The organism is Yoonia sp. TsM2_T14_4 (assembly GCF_049602355.1).
Lineage (GTDB): Bacteria > Pseudomonadota > Alphaproteobacteria > Rhodobacterales > Rhodobacteraceae > Yoonia > Yoonia vestfoldensis_A.
Window position 1 is genome coordinate 2,509,004 of the sequence record NZ_CP187137.1, and the last position, 16,159, is coordinate 2,525,162.

The window sequence follows — 16,159 nt, forward strand, 5'->3', positions numbered from 1 at the left end:
TAGGCTGCCCATATGGAAACCACAGCCCGTCCCGCCCTGCCCCGTCTGGGGGCCATCGCCGTTGTGCTGCATCAGGGCAAGGTCCTGCTGGTGCGGCGCAAGAACCCTCCGGATGCGGGGCTTTGGGGGTTTCCGGGCGGGCATGTGGAGCCGGGCGAAACAGCGCTGGCCGCCGCCACCCGCGAACTGGCCGAGGAAACCGGCGTGATCGCGCGCGCTGTCCGGTATCTGACCAATCTGGACATCATCCTGCACGACCCTGCGGGCGCGTTGCAGTTTCATTTCCTGTTGGCCGTCGTGCTGTGCGATTATGTCAGCGGCACGCCTGTCGCCGCCGATGACGTGTCAGACGCAGGCTGGATCGCGCTTGCCGATGTGGCGTCCCTGCCCACCAGCGCGGATGTGGACCGGATCATCGCGCTGGCCTATTCGACCACGCCGACCATCGGCCCCATCTGAGCGCCGAAATCCGACCGGCCCAGCGCCGGCGCATGCAGCCGCGACACCTTGCCATCAAAATACAGCGCATCGGGCATTTGCAGGTGGTCGCGGAAAAAGCTGGCGAATTCGTGGAAACTGACCACATCGTTGGAAATCACGAAAACCGCGCGATCCCCGTTTGCGGTCGTGCCGACCCCGTTGCGCAGGAAACGCGATGTGCCGTCGGGCAGAAACCGCGGATGCAGCGCCCCGTCGATCACCAGCATTGGCCCCGATTGGGTCGCATCGCGGCAAACGGGGGCATCCTCGACATAGCGCAGCGTTTCGATCACGCGCGCAGATGTGTCCGTGATGCAAAGCACGCCATTGGGCAGCAGCCCGAAATTGCCGGGGCCGGCATTGGGGATGACGCGCATCACCTCGACCCCGTTTTCGACGTAATGGCCCACGGGCGCGCGATCGGCGTGATACATGCCCGCATTCATTGCAAACGGCAGGGCGGTCACATCGGGCAAGCCTTCGATGGCGCGGAAACTGCCAAGGATGCTGTCACCGTTCTTGTGAAACAGGCGCAGGTCATCGACCACCGGATCGACCGTGCAGGCGGTATAGCTTTTGCCCAGATAGCTGACGTCTTCGCAGGTGACAGCCGCCGCAGGCAGGGCCAGCCAGATCAACGGCAAAACCAGCGTCAGCCTCACTCGTCCAGATCCTGCCTGACGTGATCCTCGGCCAGCAGGGCGCGGGTCGCGTCCATCTGGTCAAAGGTGCCATCCAGCTGGAATCGCAGTTCGGGCGCGAATTTCATCGACCCGCCCTTGACCACCAGATGCCGGACCTCGTGACGGTTGCGGCGCAGAGCGTCCAGCGCCTCTTCTTTGCCGATCCCGCCCAAGGGCAGGATGAACGCCGTCGCGATCCGCAGGTCGGGCGACATGCGCACCTCGCCCACGGTGATCGACATGCGCGCAAGGTCGGGGTCATGCACCTCGCCCCTTTGCAGGATTTCGGACAGGGTCCGCCGGATCATCTCGCCCACGCGCAACATGCGCTGCGTCGGGGCCTTGCCATCGCGTTGTGTATTCTTTGCCATGCCCTGCATTTAATCGCTGTGGACGACAAAGCCAAGCAAGGCTTTGCACCGGGGGCAAAGCGCCGCTAAGACGGGGCAAAGAGATGAGGGCAAAGACATGACCGACACACCGGGAATCGTGATCACAGGCGGATCAGGGCGCATGGGCCAGATGTTGGTCAAGGCTGTGCTGGCGTCAGACAAATGCCATCTGGCCGCTGTACTGGAACGGACAGGCCATGCGTGGATCGGGCAGGATATCGGCACTGCCATGGGCGGCCAGCCTGCCGGCGTCACCGTCACAGATGACGCGCTAGAGGCTTTCGCCCGCGCACAGGCCGTGATCGATTTCACCGCACCTGCGGCGACGGTGGGCTTTGCCGCCCTTGCCGCGCAGGCCCGCGCGGTGCATGTGATCGGCACCACGGGCCTGTCGGATGATGATATCAAGGCGATTGATGCCGCCGCACGGCATGCCGTGATCGTGCGGGCGGGGAATATGTCACTGGGCGTCAACCTGCTGGTCAAGCTGACGCAAACAGTCGCCGCCGCCCTTGACCCCGATTTCGACATCGAGATCGTCGAGGCGCATCACAATCAAAAGGTCGATGCACCCTCCGGCACCGCGCTGATGCTGGGCGAGGCTGCGGCCACAGGGCGTGGCGTGACACTTGCCGATGTGCGCGACGCGGGGCGCGACGGGATGACCGGCGCACGCCAGCGCGGCGATATCGGGTTTTCCGCAATCAGGGGCGGTGACATCGTCGGCGAACATGACGTGATCTTTGCCGCCGCCGGTGAACGGATCGTGCTGCGCCATCTGGCGACGGACCGTGCGATCTTTGCGCGCGGCGCGTTGAAGGCGGCACTTTGGGGGCAGGACAAGGCGCCGGGGGCCTATGACATGATGGATGTGCTGGGGCTGTAACGCGCCGTGCAGGTCAAAATCAGCCGAAACCAACGGGCTAAGTGAACCGACCGGATTGTCTGTGCGTAAAAGCATCAAGTAAACCGAAGGTTGATCATGAAGACATTGATTCTGGCCCTTGGCCTCACGCTGACAGCGGGCGCAGCGGTGGCCAGCTATGTAAAGGTGACGGACGAAGACACCTTTCTGTCACTGGTCGAAGGCAAGCAATTGCGCCATCGGTTTTACGGGATCACGCTGAATGTTCTGGATACCGGACAGGTTCTCGGCAGCGCCATCGGCTGGAATGTCGAAGGCACATGGAGCTGGCGGGACGGCTATTTCTGCCGCGAGCTTTATTGGGGCGGGTCGCTGATCCCCTATAATTGCCAGTTGGTCGAAATCAACGACGACCTGATCCGGTTTACCGTGGATCAGGGTGCAGGCCGGTCTGCCGCCTTTCGGTTGCGATAATCAGCCAAAATCACGACTGCCATAGCGCAGCAGCACCGGCACGACCAATTCTTCTTCGTCAACCAGATGCCGGTTCAGCAGCTTTTCCAGCCGGGCGAGTTCTGACTGGAACGCCCCTGCATTGTCCTGCAAGGCATCGCGCGGGCCAGACGCCTGCAACACGGCATTGGCGCTGGTGACAAAAGAGGCCAGAAATTCATCCAGCGCATGATGGTCGGCGTCAAGGATGTCGAACCCCCGGCTGATCCGCTTGTCCTTTTGCATCAGCTTGGGAAAATAGACGCTGTCCTCGATCGTGTGATGTTCGTGCAAGCCGTTGACGAACATGCCGCCATAGCGCGACAGGTTTGCGGCAAACTGGTCGGGTGCCAGCTTGCGGTCCAGCAGCTTGTCGGTGATGCTGCTCATCTCGGCCATCAGGCGGCGAAACATCAGGTGCCGGTCCAGCCAGAACCGGATCAGCCCGTCGAAACCAGGGTCATTCTGCCATGCATCGCGCGGATAATCCGCCAGCAGCACGCGCAGGGCATCGGGCAGTTTTTCACGGCTGATCAGGGCGATTTCATCGGACATCGGCATTTCCTTTTGGCGTGATGGTTAGCTAATACCTGCGCGCCGCCCTGACCAGTGCTGGCGCTGTTCGCAGGCGCAGGTCTGGTCCGGCAGGCACGCACGGTCGCTAATAATCACGCTCGAAGAATATCCCGATGCCGGTGTCGCCGTCCTGATCGACGCCACCCTTGGCCACGATTTCATCGGTGATATCAAGGTTCAGGTTGATCTCGGTACCACCATCGCTGCTCACGGTGACATCGGTATAGACGTTTTCGGACAGATAGCGCCCGACGCGCAGGGCGGCATTGCCTTGCTCGTCGGTGGTCACATCGAAATCATCCAGACCAAGGTTCTGGCGCAGCTGGTCAACCGCTCCGCCGCCACCGCCCGCCAGGGTGCTGATCGCACCTGCCAGCTGTACCGGCTGCAAGGGGCTCATGCTTTGCACATCGCGACCAAAGATCAGCTGCGCCAATATTTCGTCCTGTGGCAGGTCCGGCACGGATTCGAAACTGACCTGCGGTTCGCTGGCGGGGCCTTCGATAATGATGCTGACCTGCGTGCCGGTCGCGCTGGTCGTTGCGGCAACCAGCCGGATGTAGGGTTCGAATTCCCCCTGCAAAGACGCGCTGCCTTCGGTCAGGTCAAACCGTTGTTGCAGGATGTCGATACGCCCGCGCAAAAGATCGAACCGCCCGACAGGGATCACATCGGCACTTGTACCACCGATAATCAGCCGCCCACCCAGTTCCGCGTCAAGCCCGCGCCCTCGGATGAAAATCCGCGACGGCGCATCAATCACGATGTTCAGCGGGAAAGCGCGCCGCGTGCCGGTGCTGCCGCCATTGACCTGCGCCCCGCTTGGCAACAGGCCCGCGCGGGCCAGCGTGGTCACGACCGCGGGGTCGGGCCGCCGGTGAACCACCTCGGGCAAGGCGCCCAAGCCGCTGATCGTCGATGATGGCACCCGTACATCGGTCTGGCCCAGCGACAGCTGTCCGTCGATCCGCGCACCGCCCTGTAATGGTCCTTGCAGGGTGATCGTGCCACCAACGTTTGCACGGTAAAGCTGGGTGTCTTGCAGCACGACATCATCCAGCCGGATCGTCACATCGGCGGGATTGCCATCGCCAAGGCCAACAGACCCGCTGATCGCAAGGCTGCCCCCTGCCTCGACGCCAGAGCGTAGATCGACCTGCGCCGTCCCGTTGCCCAAACGCACGGCCCCCGTGATCCCGCTCAGCGCCTGCCCCAGTGTCGGCGCGGCAAGCCGCCCGTTGGCAAAGGTGATCTGCCCACTGAGCGCATCCAGCCCCGGCGCCCCATCGGCGCGCAGGTCGAAATTGGCAGTCCCGCTTAATCGGCGCGGCTCGATCGCGGTGTTCATCAAGGCCAAGGGCGCCGCCCCCTTGATCGTCAGATCAAGCGTCCCCGTTTGCGCGACAGCCCCCTGCACCTGCGCTGTCAGCCCGCCGGGTCCGGTGCCAGTGGCATCCACCCCCCAATTGCCCACAGCGTCCAGCGATGCACTGCCGGTGGCACGCACCGGCCCGCTGATCTGGTCGGTCAACAGGCCGACATCGCGCAGACTGGCGTTGAAGCGGCCTTGCCGGAAACCCGCATTGCTGTTCAGCGCGCCGACAAAGGACACTTGCGGCGTCGATACCTCCAGCGTGCGCACCACCAGCAGCCCCTCCGCGCGGCCGATATCGGCGGTGATCCGGCCGGTTCCCGCCAACAGCGCATCGGCCGTCGGATTGCCAATGCCCAGACCTTCGCTGCGCAGACTGACCTGCGCCTCAAACCCACTCAGATCAGGGACGACACGGCCCGCCGCCGTCAGGTCGATACTGCCGCGCAGGGGCCGCCCGACCAGCCCCGCATAGGACGTCAGATCCGCCACCTGCGCGCTTAGATCGCCGGTCATGGCGAAACCGGCCTGTCGGCCCGCGACGGTCGCATCAAACCGCAACGCGGTATCAGGGCCAGTGATCTGCAACAGCGCGCCGGTCTGCCCCTGCGCGTCCGGTGCCGCATCCAGCACAAAGCTCAATGGCCCCGCCAGCGCAGGATCGACAAGGCGCGCATCCGCGATCCGCAGCGCAAGATCAGCCGTCATCGGCCCGTCCAGCCGCAAATCAGCCGTGCCGCGCAGGTCAATCGCATCGGTCTGCACCGAAAGCTCCGAGACCCGCAGCGCATCATCCGCTGGACGCGCGATCTGTGCGGAAATATCCCCCGCACCTGCCAACAGCGGGTCCATCTGGACGATACCGGTGACAAGATCGCTTGTGTCGCCCTGCACATCCAGCGCGAACCGTGACCCATCCCCCAGCACAAAGCCCTGCACGCGCAGCGCCGCAGCCCCCGCCAGCGGACGCTCCGCGACACCGGCATAACGCGACAGGTCGGTCACATCGGCGGCAAGGTCGATGGTCACATTCCGCCCGTCATCGGGCAACGGGTCGACTGTGCCGGTCAGGGTATAGGATGCGGCGGGCGCGTCACCGGACAGGGCGAATGCGATCCGGTCATCCGCAGATATCGTCACCTGCCCTGTCGTCGTGGCCGGCCCCGAAAGCGCGGGCAGCACGACCGACACATCGCGCAGGCGGGCCGTGACATCCGCGACCGATCCGGTGCTGGTCAGGGTGGCGGTGGCACTGATCTCTGCCGCATCGGTCGCTACGCGCAGCTCTTGTAGCCGCGTGCCGGCGGTGTCGCGCACCACTGTCGCTGCGATGCGGCCATCGCCTGCAAGCACGGCATCGGCCTGCGCGATCCCAATGCGCAGATCATCTGTGGTACCTGTCAGGCCAAGCGTGAACAGCCCGTCCAACGGGGTCAGATCGGCGGTGATGTCGAGCCCGGCAGCCCCCCCCAAATCCTGCCCTGCAAGTGTCGAAAACCGCTGCAAACCGACAATATCCAACGTTGCGGCCGCCTTGGTCCGAAACCCTTGGCGCGCGCCGGCGATCTGGGCCTCGGCCAAGATCTCGATACCGGCACCGGACAGCGACCAGCGCCGCAGGGCAATCGGGCTGCCTTCGGTCCGGTCGATCACCAGCATCCCGCTGACCGCATCGCCCAGCGCCTGCGCCGCACCGGTATCATCCAGTTGCAGACCCTGCGCGCCATAGGTCAGGTTGGCGGTCACGCGCCCGTTCTGATCGCCTTCGCCCGATTGCAAGACACCGCCACCGCGCAGGCCAAGGCTGGCAATGGACAGGCCAGGTCGGTCCAGCCCGTTGATCGTCAGATCCAGCGCCCATTTGTCGGAAACGGCCGCGTCAAACGCCAGATCAAGGGTCACATCATCGACAAAGCTGCGCGGCCCCGACACAGGCAGCAAGACAGGCGCGCCATCGACAGGGGTGATCGCGCCCGTGATGCTGATCTGTTCGGGCCAGCCCTGCGGGCCAATCCGGATCGCGCCCGACAGGCGCGCGCGCCCCGCGTCAAGCGTGATCTGCGGGATATCAATCCGCCCGTCCGCAGCACGGTTGAACGCAACCTGCAACTGCGCATCATTCCCAAAGAAATCGCGGTATTCCGGCGCGAAAAGCGCCGAAATATCACCACCGGCATCAAGCTGCACCTGCTGGCGCCCATCCACCGTCGCCAGCGCGAAATCACCTGTCAGACGGTCCTGCCCGTCGGTGGCCAGCGCCAGCGTGGCAGAAAAATCGGCCAGCGGCGCATCGCCTTGCACGACCAGCTTGACCGCAGGCCGCCCCGGCAGGTCAAGCAGGCGCGCGGCGATCCCGTCTGAGCCTTCATCAAGGTCGAAAAGGATATCCAGCACATTGGTTTCATTGGAATAACTGCCATCAATCCGCAAAGATCCGGGCGCGCCGTCCAGCCGCGTAGCCAGCAGGTTTGCCGAGCCTTGCCCGCTCGCCAGCGAAGCCGCGCCTTGCACGCTGGCAACAACCGCTTCGCCCAGAAAGCTTTGGGCGATCTCGATGCGCGCGATGTCCAGCGCATCGATTGACACGCTGACAGGCAAGTCCGGCAAGGAAAATGGCCGCGCTTCGGGCGACGGGCCGCTGTCACCGCTCACCGGCGCGCGCGACAAGATCATCCGGCCCGCGCGCAATTGCTGGACATTGATCGCGCCGCGCAACAGCGATGCGCGGTTCCATTGCAGCACCAGATCCTCCAGCGTCAGCCAGACACCTTCGGCATCCGCAATCGTCATCTGCGCAATCCGGGCCTCGGACCGCAACGCGCCTTCAAAGCCAGTGATCATAACAATACGATCCGCGCCCGACAGGTTGTCCTCGATCAGGCCGGTCAGATAGCCACGGTCGTCGTCTGCGGTCTGAGCGATCACAGGCAAAGGCAAAAGAAGCAGGAAGATCAGGCAGAGAAATCTCAAAACGCTTGTCCTATCCCGATATAGACCTGCAGGCTTTCGCCCGCATCATCACCGCTGGCAGGTGTGCCAAGGTCCAGCCGGATCGGGCCGATGCCGGTGGTGTAGCGCAGCCCTACGCCCGCCCCCGCGTGCCATGCGCCGCTTTCTCCCGGCATGGCGGTGTCGCCGACAAAACCGGTATCGTAAAAACCAACCAGCGCGATCTTGTCGCGGATCGCATAGCGCGCCTCAAGCTGGGCTGCCAGAAAGGACGCACCCCCCGTTGTGACAATCTGCCCGCCAACCTGCGTCTGCACGCCAAGCGATTGATAAGGCTGGCCACGCACGGTGCCGCCACCGCCCGAATAATACAGAAAATCTGCCGGCGCCTCGGCAATCGGCGCGCCCAACAAGCTGCCGACAAGGCCGCGTGCGGCAAGGGTGAACCCGTCATCCGCCCCGAACGACCGATAGATGCGCGCATCACCATAAAGGCGCGCGCCGTCCAGATCGCCGTCAGAGCTGACAAAGGGCGTCGCCCGCGCGTCAAGATAATAGCCCGCACTGGCGGCAGAAGCATTATTGCGCCGGTCCAGCGTGGCGCGCAGCGGCAGGATCAGCAGCGTGTAATCGCGTTTGCCCAGATCGCTGTCTTCGCGCGCGGTCAGCAGGCCGATCCCGCCCTGCAGGGTCAGATCATCGCGCAGATACCGCGTCAGGCCGGCTTCAACCTCGACAGAATCGATCAAAAAGCTGTCTTCATCCTGCCGCGCAATCTCGGTGTTGATATAGAAATCAGTGTCGGGGCCCAATGTCGCGGGGCGGCTAAAGCTGCCGCGCAGGGCATAATCCACACCATCCGCATCAGCGTTGATCTGCGACACGACCGCTTCGACGCGCAACCGTTCCGCCCCGCCCAGCAGATTGCGATGCAGCCAAAAGGTGGACACCGTCACCCCCTCGATCGAGGAAAGCTCCAGACCAAAGCCGATCCGCCGCCTTTTGGCCTCGTCCAGCTGCACCTGCGCTCCGATCGTCGCATCCGGCCCCGCCTGATCGGCGGTGGTCAACGATACGCTGTTGAACGTCCCTGTCCGGCGCAAACGCGCCTGCGCCCTGTCCACGGCGGCGGGGGAATAAATCACACCTTCGGGCAGCCCCGCGATGGCGCGCACCCGTTCGCTGCGTACCCGCCGGTTGCCCGACACCTCCAGCGCGCTGAACCGCAGCTGTGGTCCGGGATCAAGCCCGATGGTGACATCCAGCTTTTCATCCTCATGCCGGGCGACGATCTGCTGGCTGTTCACCTGCGCCAGCGGATAGCCCAGTTCACGCCAGCTGCGCAAAGATTGCTGCGCCACGGTCCGGATCATCCCCGACCGTGCGGTTTCGCGCGGGCCCAGATCCGCGGGGATGTCGGCCGCAGGCGGCAAGGGCGCAATCGCAACCTCGCCAAAAGTGAATTGCGCGCCGGCAGTCACGGTGATGACAATTTCACTGATGCTGGCAGGGGCGGCCAGCGGCGCAAGGTTTGCAGCCTCTGCCCCGTCAATCGTGATCGAGATGGTGCCGCCATAATACCCTTGGGCATAAAGTGCCGTCAAAAGCCGGCGGTAATCCGCCCGCGCGGCGGCAATGTAATCTTGCGGGACGGCAGTATCATCCAGTGCGCGCAACAGCGACGCATTGTTCAGCGCCTCGCGCGCTGTTCTCGCAACAAGGCGGATGTCCTGCGCCAAGGCCCCGCTTGCGCTAAAAACAAGGGCGATTGCTATCCACAGGTTGCTTTTCACGCAGCGCCTCCCCCATAGCTTTGGTCGCGTCTGACCATAGACCTAGCCCAACAGGTCCGGCTTGACCAATCCCACCTGCAAACGCCGCGCTGCTGTGTTTGCTGCAACGCTCAATCCCGCGCGAAAGGGTCGGTGGGATAGCGCACACCCGCCAGATACAGCCCCTGCGGCGGACAGACCGGCCCGCAGGCAGCACGGTCCCGCGCGGTCAGCGCGCGGGCGACATCACCCGGCTGCCATGCCCCCGCGCCGACCCGTTCCAGCGTACCGACAAAGCTGCGAACCTGATTGTGCAGAAACGACCGCGCCCGCACATGGAACCGATATTCAGTGCCAATAGCGCGCGGCACAACCTCGATGCGCAATTCGTCCAGCGTCTTGACCGGGCTTTTCGCCTGACAGATCGACGACCGGAAGGTGGTGAAATCATGCAGGCCCAGCAGGTAATCGGCCCCCGCCTGCATCGCCGCGGCGTCCAGATCATGGTTCACCCGCCACATCTGCCCCACCTCTGATGTCAGCGGCGCGCGGCGCGCGATCACGCGGAACAGATACTGCCGTTCCACCGCATCAAACCGCGCGTGCCAATCATCCGCGACAAGCGCGCAACCAAGGATCGCCACCGGATCAGGTTTCAGATGGTAATTCAACGCCTCGGACAGACGAAACGGGTCCCAATCGCCGGGCAGATCGCAATGCGCCACCTGCCCTGTCGCATGAACCCCCGCATCGGTGCGCCCTGCGGCGGCGATGGTATGGGGGCCGGGTGAAAGTTTCGCCAATGCCGCCTCGATCGCGCCTTGCACAGAGGGCAGGCCGGTCTGCCGCTGCCATCCCGCGAAAGGCGCGCCATGATATTCAACAAGAAGGGCATAACGCGGCATAAGATCCCGATTAGGCGGGCAGGCGCGCAAAATCAATCCCTACACATCGGCCAACGCCGTGCTTATCTGTTTATCAACAACGAAAGGGCCAGCCTTGGGTATCGCCGCAATCGCCGATCAGATCACACGCAGCGTCGAAGGCGTGACCAGCACGCTGACCGCGCCTTTCACCGACCCCGTGATCCGGCTGGGTGTGACCGGCCTGTCGCGGGCGGGCAAGACGGTGTTCATCACCTCGCTGGTGGCCAATCTGCTGGACCGCGGGCGGATGCCGCAACTGACCGCCGCAGCAAATGGTGCGATCAAGGCGGCCTTTCTGCAACCGCAGCCTGACGATACCGTGCCACGCTTTGCCTATGAAACCCATCTTGCCCGCCTGACCGCGCCGGACCCGAGCTGGCCCGAAGGCACTCGCCAGATCAGCGAATTGCGCCTGTCGCTGCGGGTGCAGCCGGCCGGATTGCTGTCGGGGCTGTCAGGGCCGCGCACCATGCATATCGACATCGTGGATTATCCGGGGGAATGGTTGCTGGACCTTGGCTTGCTCGATCTGACCTATGCGCAATGGTCCAAGGCAGCCCTTGCCCGTGCCAAGGGCAGGCCGGGGGGTAATGCCTATCTGGCGCTGGCGCAGCAGACCGATTCCAACGCGCCTTTGTCGGAACCGCAGGCAGCCAGCCTTGCCACCGCGTTTACCGCGCATCTGAACGCGGCGCGCGATGCAGGGTTTTCCGATTGCACGCCGGGGCGGTTCTTGTTGCCAGGTGATCTGGCCGGATCGCCCGTGCTGACCTTTGCACCACTGCCGGGCGACAGTTTTGCGCGCAAATCCTTGGGCCGCGAAATGGCGCGGCGGTTCGACAGCTACAAGGCCAATATCGTGCGCCCGTTTTTTCGAGACCATTTCGCCAAGATCGACCGCCAGATCGTGCTGGTCGATGTGCTGGGCGCGATCCATGCCGGCCCTGCCGCGCTAGAGGATCTGCGCCGCGCGATGGCCGCCGTGCTGTCGGCGTTCAAACCGGGGCGCAACGCGTTTCTGACGCGGATTTTCAAAGGGCGGCGTGTGGAAAAGATCCTGTTTGCCGCGACCAAGGCCGATCATCTGCATCATGCCCAGCATCCGCAACTGACCGCGATCACGCAGGCCCTGCTGCGCGATGCGCGCGACCGTGCCGATTTCGCAGGCGCGCAGACCGCCGCAATGGCGATTGCCGCCCTGCGCACCACGGTCGAAGACACCGTCGAGCATGCGGGTGGCCCGCTGGACGTGGTGCGCGGGCGGTTGCTGGACGGGGGCAAGCAGGCGGCGTTTTATCCGGGCAAATTGCCTGATGACCCTGCGCATCTGCTGGCACCCGCGCGTGAAGGCGCGGACAAGTGGCTCGATGCCGATTACAGCGTGATGAATTTCGCGCCTGCGCGCCTGACCCTGCGCCCAGGCGACGGGCCGCCGCATATCCGGCTGGACCGCGCGGCGCAGTTTTTGCTGGGGGACAGGTTATGACCCGCAGACCGGTTCTGATTGATCTTGACGGGCAGGACATGGCCCGCCCCGACACCGCCCCCGCCGTCCCGGACGAGGCACAGGGCGCCGCGATGCAACGCCTTGCCGTGGTGGCAAGCCACCCGCCATCGCCGCTGGCGCGCTGGTTCTGGAGCCTTGTCGTGCTGCTGACAGGCTTTGTGATGTCGCTAGCGGCGTGGGATTATGTCACCGGATTGCTGGCGCGCGCGCCTGTGCTGGGCTGGGTCGCGACCGTCCTGATGGGTCTGTTGCTGTTGGTGCTGGTCATCATCGGCCTGCGCGAAGTGTCGGCCTTTCGCCGGTTACGCAAACTGGATGCGCTGCAGATCGGCGCGCGCGATGCGCTGGCCGGCAACGACCTGAAAGGCGCGCGGCAGGTGATCAGCGCGCTGGAAAGGCTTTATGCCGGGCGTGACGATACCGCATGGGGCAAGGCGGAGCTGGCCCAGCGCCAAGGCGATATGCTGGATGCCGATGCGTTGTTGGGGCTGGCGGAAACGACGGTGCTGCAACCGCTCGATCAACGCGCCATGCGCGAGGTCGAAACCGCCGCACGGCAGGTCGCGATGGTCACGGCCTTTGTGCCGCTAGCACTGGCCGATCTGATCACCGCGCTGACGGCGAACCTGCGGATGATCCGGCGGATCGCGGAAATCTATGGTGGGCGGTCAGGCACCTTGGGCAGTTGGCGGCTGACGCGCGGGGTGCTGGCACATCTGGTGGCGACAGGCGCGCTGGCCGTGGGTGATGATCTGATCGGGACCATCGCGGGCGGCGGTCTGCTGGCCAAAGTGTCGCGGCGGTTCGGCGAAGGCGTGGTCAACGGCGCATTGACCGCCCGTGTCGGGGTCGCGGCGATCGAGGTTTGCCGCCCGCTGCCGTTTCACACCAGCCCACGCCCGTCGGTCACCGCCTTGGTCCGGCGCGCGCTGACCGGGCTGTTCGGCACCGGTTAATGCAGGCGCGGCACCGGCCCGATCGGCATCGGACCAGCCAGCATGATACCGTCCTGAAACGCCAAGGGGATGTTCAGCACCCCGTCGCCATCCACCATGAACCCCGCCAGTCGGGTGACCGTCTGGGCCAGCCCCGCGTCAATGATGCGCGCAGCGATCAGCAGATCAATCACCGTTTGCCATTGCCGCGTGCGCAGCATGATCACGCCTGTGGGCATACCGGCCGCATCCACCGCGACATCGCCTGACATCTGCACCGTGACCGGCCCCCAGTCGATCTGCAGATCGTCCAGCGCGATATGGTCCAGATTGGGCAAGCGCCCCTGCAGGCTGCGGTCAAGCGGGCGGGCAAGGGTAAGGCGCGCGGTCCCGCGGACAGCATCCAATTGCGGGCCAAGCGTGCCTTGCGGGTCGATCTGGTCGCGCAACAGGCGGGGAAAGGTGATATTATCCGCCGTAATCGTCGTATCATAGATGGCCTCTTGATCCGCAGCCAATGCGATGGTCGCGACCAACCCGCCCAGACCCGTTTGCCATCCGGCATCAGACACGACCTCGGAATTGCCCATCCGCAGACTGCCGCGATCAAAGGCCAGCCGTGTCGTGGGCTGTATTGCGGCACTGATCTGCCAATCCTGGCTGGTCACGCGCAGCGACTGGCCCGCAATGCGCAGCGTCTGTTCTGGCGGAAAGGTGACGGTCGCTGCCAGCGGGCGCAGGCTGTCGGCCTGCATATCCAGCCGCGCGCCCTGCCACGCCCATGCGGCATGTGTTAGCCGCAGATCGGTCAGACCCGTGTCAAACCGCGCGGGAAAGCCGGTTGTCGTCACAGACCCGACCTGCATTTCGACACCTTCGGCGGCAAAAAGGCGTGCCGCCCTGTCCGGTGCGGCTTGCAACAGCTGCGATGCTGCGAACCAGTAACCGCTAAAAAGCAGCACGGCGAAGATCACGATCATGGTCAGGCGGTACATGGCCAGTCTCCGTTATGTGGGTTGGGCTCTTGCGCGCCATGCAAGGGCAAACACCCGCTTGTCAACCCTGTGGCTGAACGCTTTGCAAGCGGAACCGCACGCGCAGACCACCCAGATCCACCGATTGATCAACCAGCAGCGCGCTGCCATAGGCTTGCAACAGGTCCGACGTGATCGACAGGCCAAGACCGGTGCCGGGCTTGGCGATATCAAGCCGCTGGCCACTGCCCATCGCCAGCGCGATCTGCTCGGGCGGGATGCCCGGCCCGTCATCCTCGATCGTGATGGTGACGACATCCGCCTGCGGTGTGGCTGTCAGCCGGATCGTGGTGCTGGCCCATTTCAGCGCATTGTCGAGCAAGTTTCCCAGCACTTCTTCCAGATCGGTGGGGTCCATCCGCAACCGCTGACCGGGGGGATATTGCGCGGTCAGGGTCAGGTTGCGCTGCGCCGCCATATCGCTAAAGGCGCAGACCATCCGCCCCAGTGACCGGTCCATCTCGGTGACGGCGGGCTGGGCGGCGATGCCGGTCTGCGCGCGCATCCGGCCAAAGGCCCGTTTGAGCTGGGCATCCAGCCGGTCCAGCGCGGCGATCGCCTCGCCCACGGGCTGGCCCGCGCGCGCCAGCGCGTCCAGTTCGTTGCGCATGATCGCGGCCGGTGTCTTGATCGCATGGCCAAGATCAGCCGCCTGTTTGCGCGATTGCTGCACGATCTCGCGGTTGCGGGTCAACAGCGTGTCGATGTCATAGACCAGCGGGGCGACTTCTTCGGGGTATTTGCCGTGGTCAAGCCCGCCTTCGCTGGTCCAGCGTTGCTGCACGTCGCGGCGCAGCTTTTCGATCGGGCGCAGCGCGACAGTGACCTGCAACAATGCACCGACGACACCGATCACGATCACAAAGGTAAAGGCGGTCAACATGATCTCGCGCAATTGGGCCAGTTCCTGCTGCAGACCGCGCATCGACTTGGCCACCTGCACATGCCAGAGACTGCCATCATCGAGCGTCAGACGACGGGACATCGCGCGCACGGGGTCGCCCATCGGCCCGAGAAACCTGTCGTTCGCGGCCTCGGTTGCCACCATCCGCGGGCGCGGCAGAACATGATCGTCAAGCGACGCCGACCGGAACACCTGACCCAATTCGTTTTCGACCTGCCAATACAGCCCTGACATCGAGCGCATGAAAACCGGATCGGCCACCGCGCCCTCGATCGCCTCGGGGTTGGTGGCGGCGACATTTTCAACAGCCGTGACCACCTGTGACAGGCGGGTCCGCAGCAATTCGTCAAACCGCTCTTCGGCGCCCTGGTCGACAAAGGATTGCAGCCCCGCGAACCCCAGCAAGATCGTCACTGCCGCCCACAGAATGCCGCCGATTACCGCCCGACCGCGCAGCGAAGTCATTCTGGCGCTTTGATCATATAGCCGCGACCACGCACCGTATCGATCAGGCTGTCACCCAGTTTGTTGCGCAGGCGGTTGATAAAGACGGCGATTGTGTTCGATTCGCGTTCGCCATCGTGATGATAGATGTGCTGCGACAATTCAGTCCGCGACACCAGCCGACCCGCGTGATGAAAAAGATAGGACAGAACCGCCAGTTCCTGCGCCGTCAGGCTGATGCCCTGTCCGGCGACCATGACCTGATTGATCCGCGAATCGAACACCACATCATCGCGCTCGAACACCGGACTGGCCTGTTCGGATTTGCGCCGGATCATCGCCCGCAACCGCGCGGATAGTTCGGGCATGTGAAACGGCTTGGTCAGATAATCATCAGCACCAGCGTCAAGCCCGTCTACCCTTTCGGTCCAGCCATCGCGGGCTGACAGGATCAGCACGGGGGCGCGCATACTAGCAGCGCGCCAGTTCTTGAGGACCTGCATCCCGTCGCGCCCGGGCAATCCCATATCCAGCACGATTGTATCATAAGGCTGCGAGACCCCAAGCGCCTCTGCTGCGATCCCGTCATCGGCGATATCGACGGCATAGCCTTCGGTCACTAGAACGGTGTTGATCTGCTGCGCGAGCACAGGCTCGTCTTCAACCAAGAGAATACGCATAACTTACTTTGCACTTGTGATGCCTGTCTGGGTGCTTGCAGTCAGGTTCATGCCCAAACAGCTGATAAGCTATCATTCATGATGATGGCTATGCATGCAATCGGCTTGGCGGAAAATATGACAAACTGGCTAACGCGCACGGGGCGAT

General features: G+C 63.9%; 14 protein-coding genes. 5 read left to right on the forward strand and 9 right to left on the reverse strand.

Annotated features, from left to right (window positions below; translation table 11 throughout):
• Positions 1-12: 12 nt before the first annotated feature.
• Positions 13-459 (forward strand): NUDIX hydrolase, encoded by a 447-nt coding sequence (locus ACPF9B_RS12500; protein WP_424177749.1) that lies wholly within the window; start codon positions 13-15, stop codon positions 457-459.
• Here the strand turns inward: ACPF9B_RS12500 and ACPF9B_RS12505 are convergent.
• Positions 426-1,142, reverse strand: coding sequence for a phosphodiester glycosidase family protein (locus ACPF9B_RS12505; protein ID WP_007206537.1), 717 nt, complete (start codon positions 1,140-1,142; stop codon positions 426-428). The two genes, ACPF9B_RS12500 and ACPF9B_RS12505, sit on opposite strands and share 34 nt — an antisense overlap.
• Positions 1,139-1,534: a 30S ribosome-binding factor RbfA gene (rbfA, locus tag ACPF9B_RS12510; protein WP_040483309.1), complete on the reverse strand. Its 396-nt coding sequence runs from the start codon at positions 1,532-1,534 to the stop codon at positions 1,139-1,141. Before rbfA ends, ACPF9B_RS12505 begins: the two co-directional genes overlap by 4 nt.
• A gap of 97 nt (positions 1,535-1,631) precedes the next feature.
• Here rbfA and dapB point away from each other — a divergent pair, with 97 nt between their 5' ends.
• Both dapB and ACPF9B_RS12520 read left to right on the forward strand, forming a co-directional pair.
• Positions 1,632-2,441 carry a 4-hydroxy-tetrahydrodipicolinate reductase gene (gene dapB, locus ACPF9B_RS12515; RefSeq protein ID WP_040482976.1) on the forward strand — a complete coding sequence of 270 codons (810 nt, stop codon included), beginning with the start codon at positions 1,632-1,634 and terminating at the stop codon, positions 2,439-2,441.
• A 96-nt stretch (positions 2,442-2,537) separates the two neighbouring features.
• A complete protein-coding gene (locus tag ACPF9B_RS12520; RefSeq protein WP_007206534.1) occupies positions 2,538-2,894 on the forward strand; it encodes a hypothetical protein in 357 nt (118 codons plus the stop codon).
• On the opposite strand, the gene ACPF9B_RS12525 is transcribed toward ACPF9B_RS12520, so the two are convergent.
• The 4 genes from ACPF9B_RS12525 to truA form a co-directional block, all read right to left on the reverse strand.
• On the reverse strand, positions 2,895-3,467 hold the full coding sequence (locus ACPF9B_RS12525) for a hemerythrin domain-containing protein (protein ID WP_424177753.1): 573 nt from the start codon (positions 3,465-3,467) through the stop codon (positions 2,895-2,897). It lies immediately after the preceding gene.
• Positions 3,468-3,573: 106 nt separating this feature from the next.
• The gene (locus ACPF9B_RS12530) at positions 3,574-7,830 is read right to left on the reverse strand and encodes a translocation/assembly module TamB domain-containing protein (RefSeq protein ID WP_424177755.1); all 4,257 of its coding nucleotides are present in this window, start codon (positions 7,828-7,830) and stop codon (positions 3,574-3,576) included.
• Entirely contained in the window at positions 7,827-9,602 is a 1,776-nt protein-coding gene (locus ACPF9B_RS12535) for an autotransporter assembly complex protein TamA (protein WP_424177757.1), read from the reverse strand. Before ACPF9B_RS12535 ends, ACPF9B_RS12530 begins: the two co-directional genes overlap by 4 nt.
• A gap of 110 nt (positions 9,603-9,712) precedes the next feature.
• Positions 9,713-10,486 carry a tRNA pseudouridine(38-40) synthase TruA gene (gene truA, locus ACPF9B_RS12540; RefSeq protein WP_424177759.1) on the reverse strand — a complete coding sequence of 258 codons (774 nt, stop codon included), beginning with the start codon at positions 10,484-10,486 and terminating at the stop codon, positions 9,713-9,715.
• A 94-nt stretch (positions 10,487-10,580) separates the two neighbouring features.
• Between truA and ACPF9B_RS12545 the strand changes: the two genes are divergently transcribed.
• Positions 10,581-11,993, forward strand: coding sequence for a YcjX family protein (locus tag ACPF9B_RS12545; protein WP_424177761.1), 1,413 nt, complete (start codon positions 10,581-10,583; stop codon positions 11,991-11,993).
• Complete coding sequence (locus ACPF9B_RS12550; protein ID WP_424177763.1) at positions 11,990-12,970, forward strand: YcjF family protein; 981 nt, start codon at positions 11,990-11,992, stop codon at positions 12,968-12,970. Before ACPF9B_RS12545 ends, ACPF9B_RS12550 begins: the two co-directional genes overlap by 4 nt.
• On the opposite strand, the gene ACPF9B_RS12555 is transcribed toward ACPF9B_RS12550, so the two are convergent.
• The 3 genes from ACPF9B_RS12555 to ACPF9B_RS12565 form a co-directional block, all read right to left on the reverse strand.
• On the reverse strand, positions 12,967-13,944 hold the full coding sequence (locus ACPF9B_RS12555) for a DUF2125 domain-containing protein (RefSeq protein WP_424177765.1): 978 nt from the start codon (positions 13,942-13,944) through the stop codon (positions 12,967-12,969). The two genes, ACPF9B_RS12550 and ACPF9B_RS12555, sit on opposite strands and share 4 nt — an antisense overlap.
• 61 nt (positions 13,945-14,005) lie before the next feature.
• On the reverse strand, positions 14,006-15,352 hold the full coding sequence (locus ACPF9B_RS12560; RefSeq protein WP_424177767.1) for a sensor histidine kinase: 1,347 nt from the start codon (positions 15,350-15,352) through the stop codon (positions 14,006-14,008).
• A complete protein-coding gene (locus ACPF9B_RS12565; protein ID WP_424177769.1) occupies positions 15,349-16,011 on the reverse strand; it encodes a response regulator in 663 nt (220 codons plus the stop codon). Before ACPF9B_RS12565 ends, ACPF9B_RS12560 begins: the two co-directional genes overlap by 4 nt.
• Positions 16,012-16,159 lie beyond the last annotated feature (148 nt).

Excerpts from the sequence above, each read along its gene's own strand:
- ACPF9B_RS12560 (WP_424177767.1), bottom strand. The coding sequence starts at position 15,352 with ATGACTTCGCTGCGCGGTCGGGCGGTAATCGGCGGCATTCTGTGGGCG.
- ACPF9B_RS12565 (WP_424177769.1), bottom strand. The coding sequence starts at position 16,011 with ATGCGTATTCTCTTGGTTGAAGACGAGCCTGTGCTCGCGCAGCAGATC.
- ACPF9B_RS12525 (WP_424177753.1), bottom strand. The coding sequence starts at position 3,467 with ATGTCCGATGAAATCGCCCTGATCAGCCGTGAAAAACTGCCCGATGCC.
- ACPF9B_RS12550 (WP_424177763.1), top strand. The coding sequence starts at position 11,990 with ATGACCCGCAGACCGGTTCTGATTGATCTTGACGGGCAGGACATGGCC.
- ACPF9B_RS12520 (WP_007206534.1), top strand. The coding sequence starts at position 2,538 with ATGAAGACATTGATTCTGGCCCTTGGCCTCACGCTGACAGCGGGCGCA.
- rbfA (WP_040483309.1), bottom strand. The coding sequence starts at position 1,534 with ATGGCAAAGAATACACAACGCGATGGCAAGGCCCCGACGCAGCGCATG.
- truA (WP_424177759.1), bottom strand. The coding sequence starts at position 10,486 with ATGCCGCGTTATGCCCTTCTTGTTGAATATCATGGCGCGCCTTTCGCG.
- ACPF9B_RS12500 (WP_424177749.1), top strand. The coding sequence starts at position 13 with ATGGAAACCACAGCCCGTCCCGCCCTGCCCCGTCTGGGGGCCATCGCC.
- ACPF9B_RS12555 (WP_424177765.1), bottom strand. The coding sequence starts at position 13,944 with ATGTACCGCCTGACCATGATCGTGATCTTCGCCGTGCTGCTTTTTAGC.
- dapB (WP_040482976.1), top strand. The coding sequence starts at position 1,632 with ATGACCGACACACCGGGAATCGTGATCACAGGCGGATCAGGGCGCATG.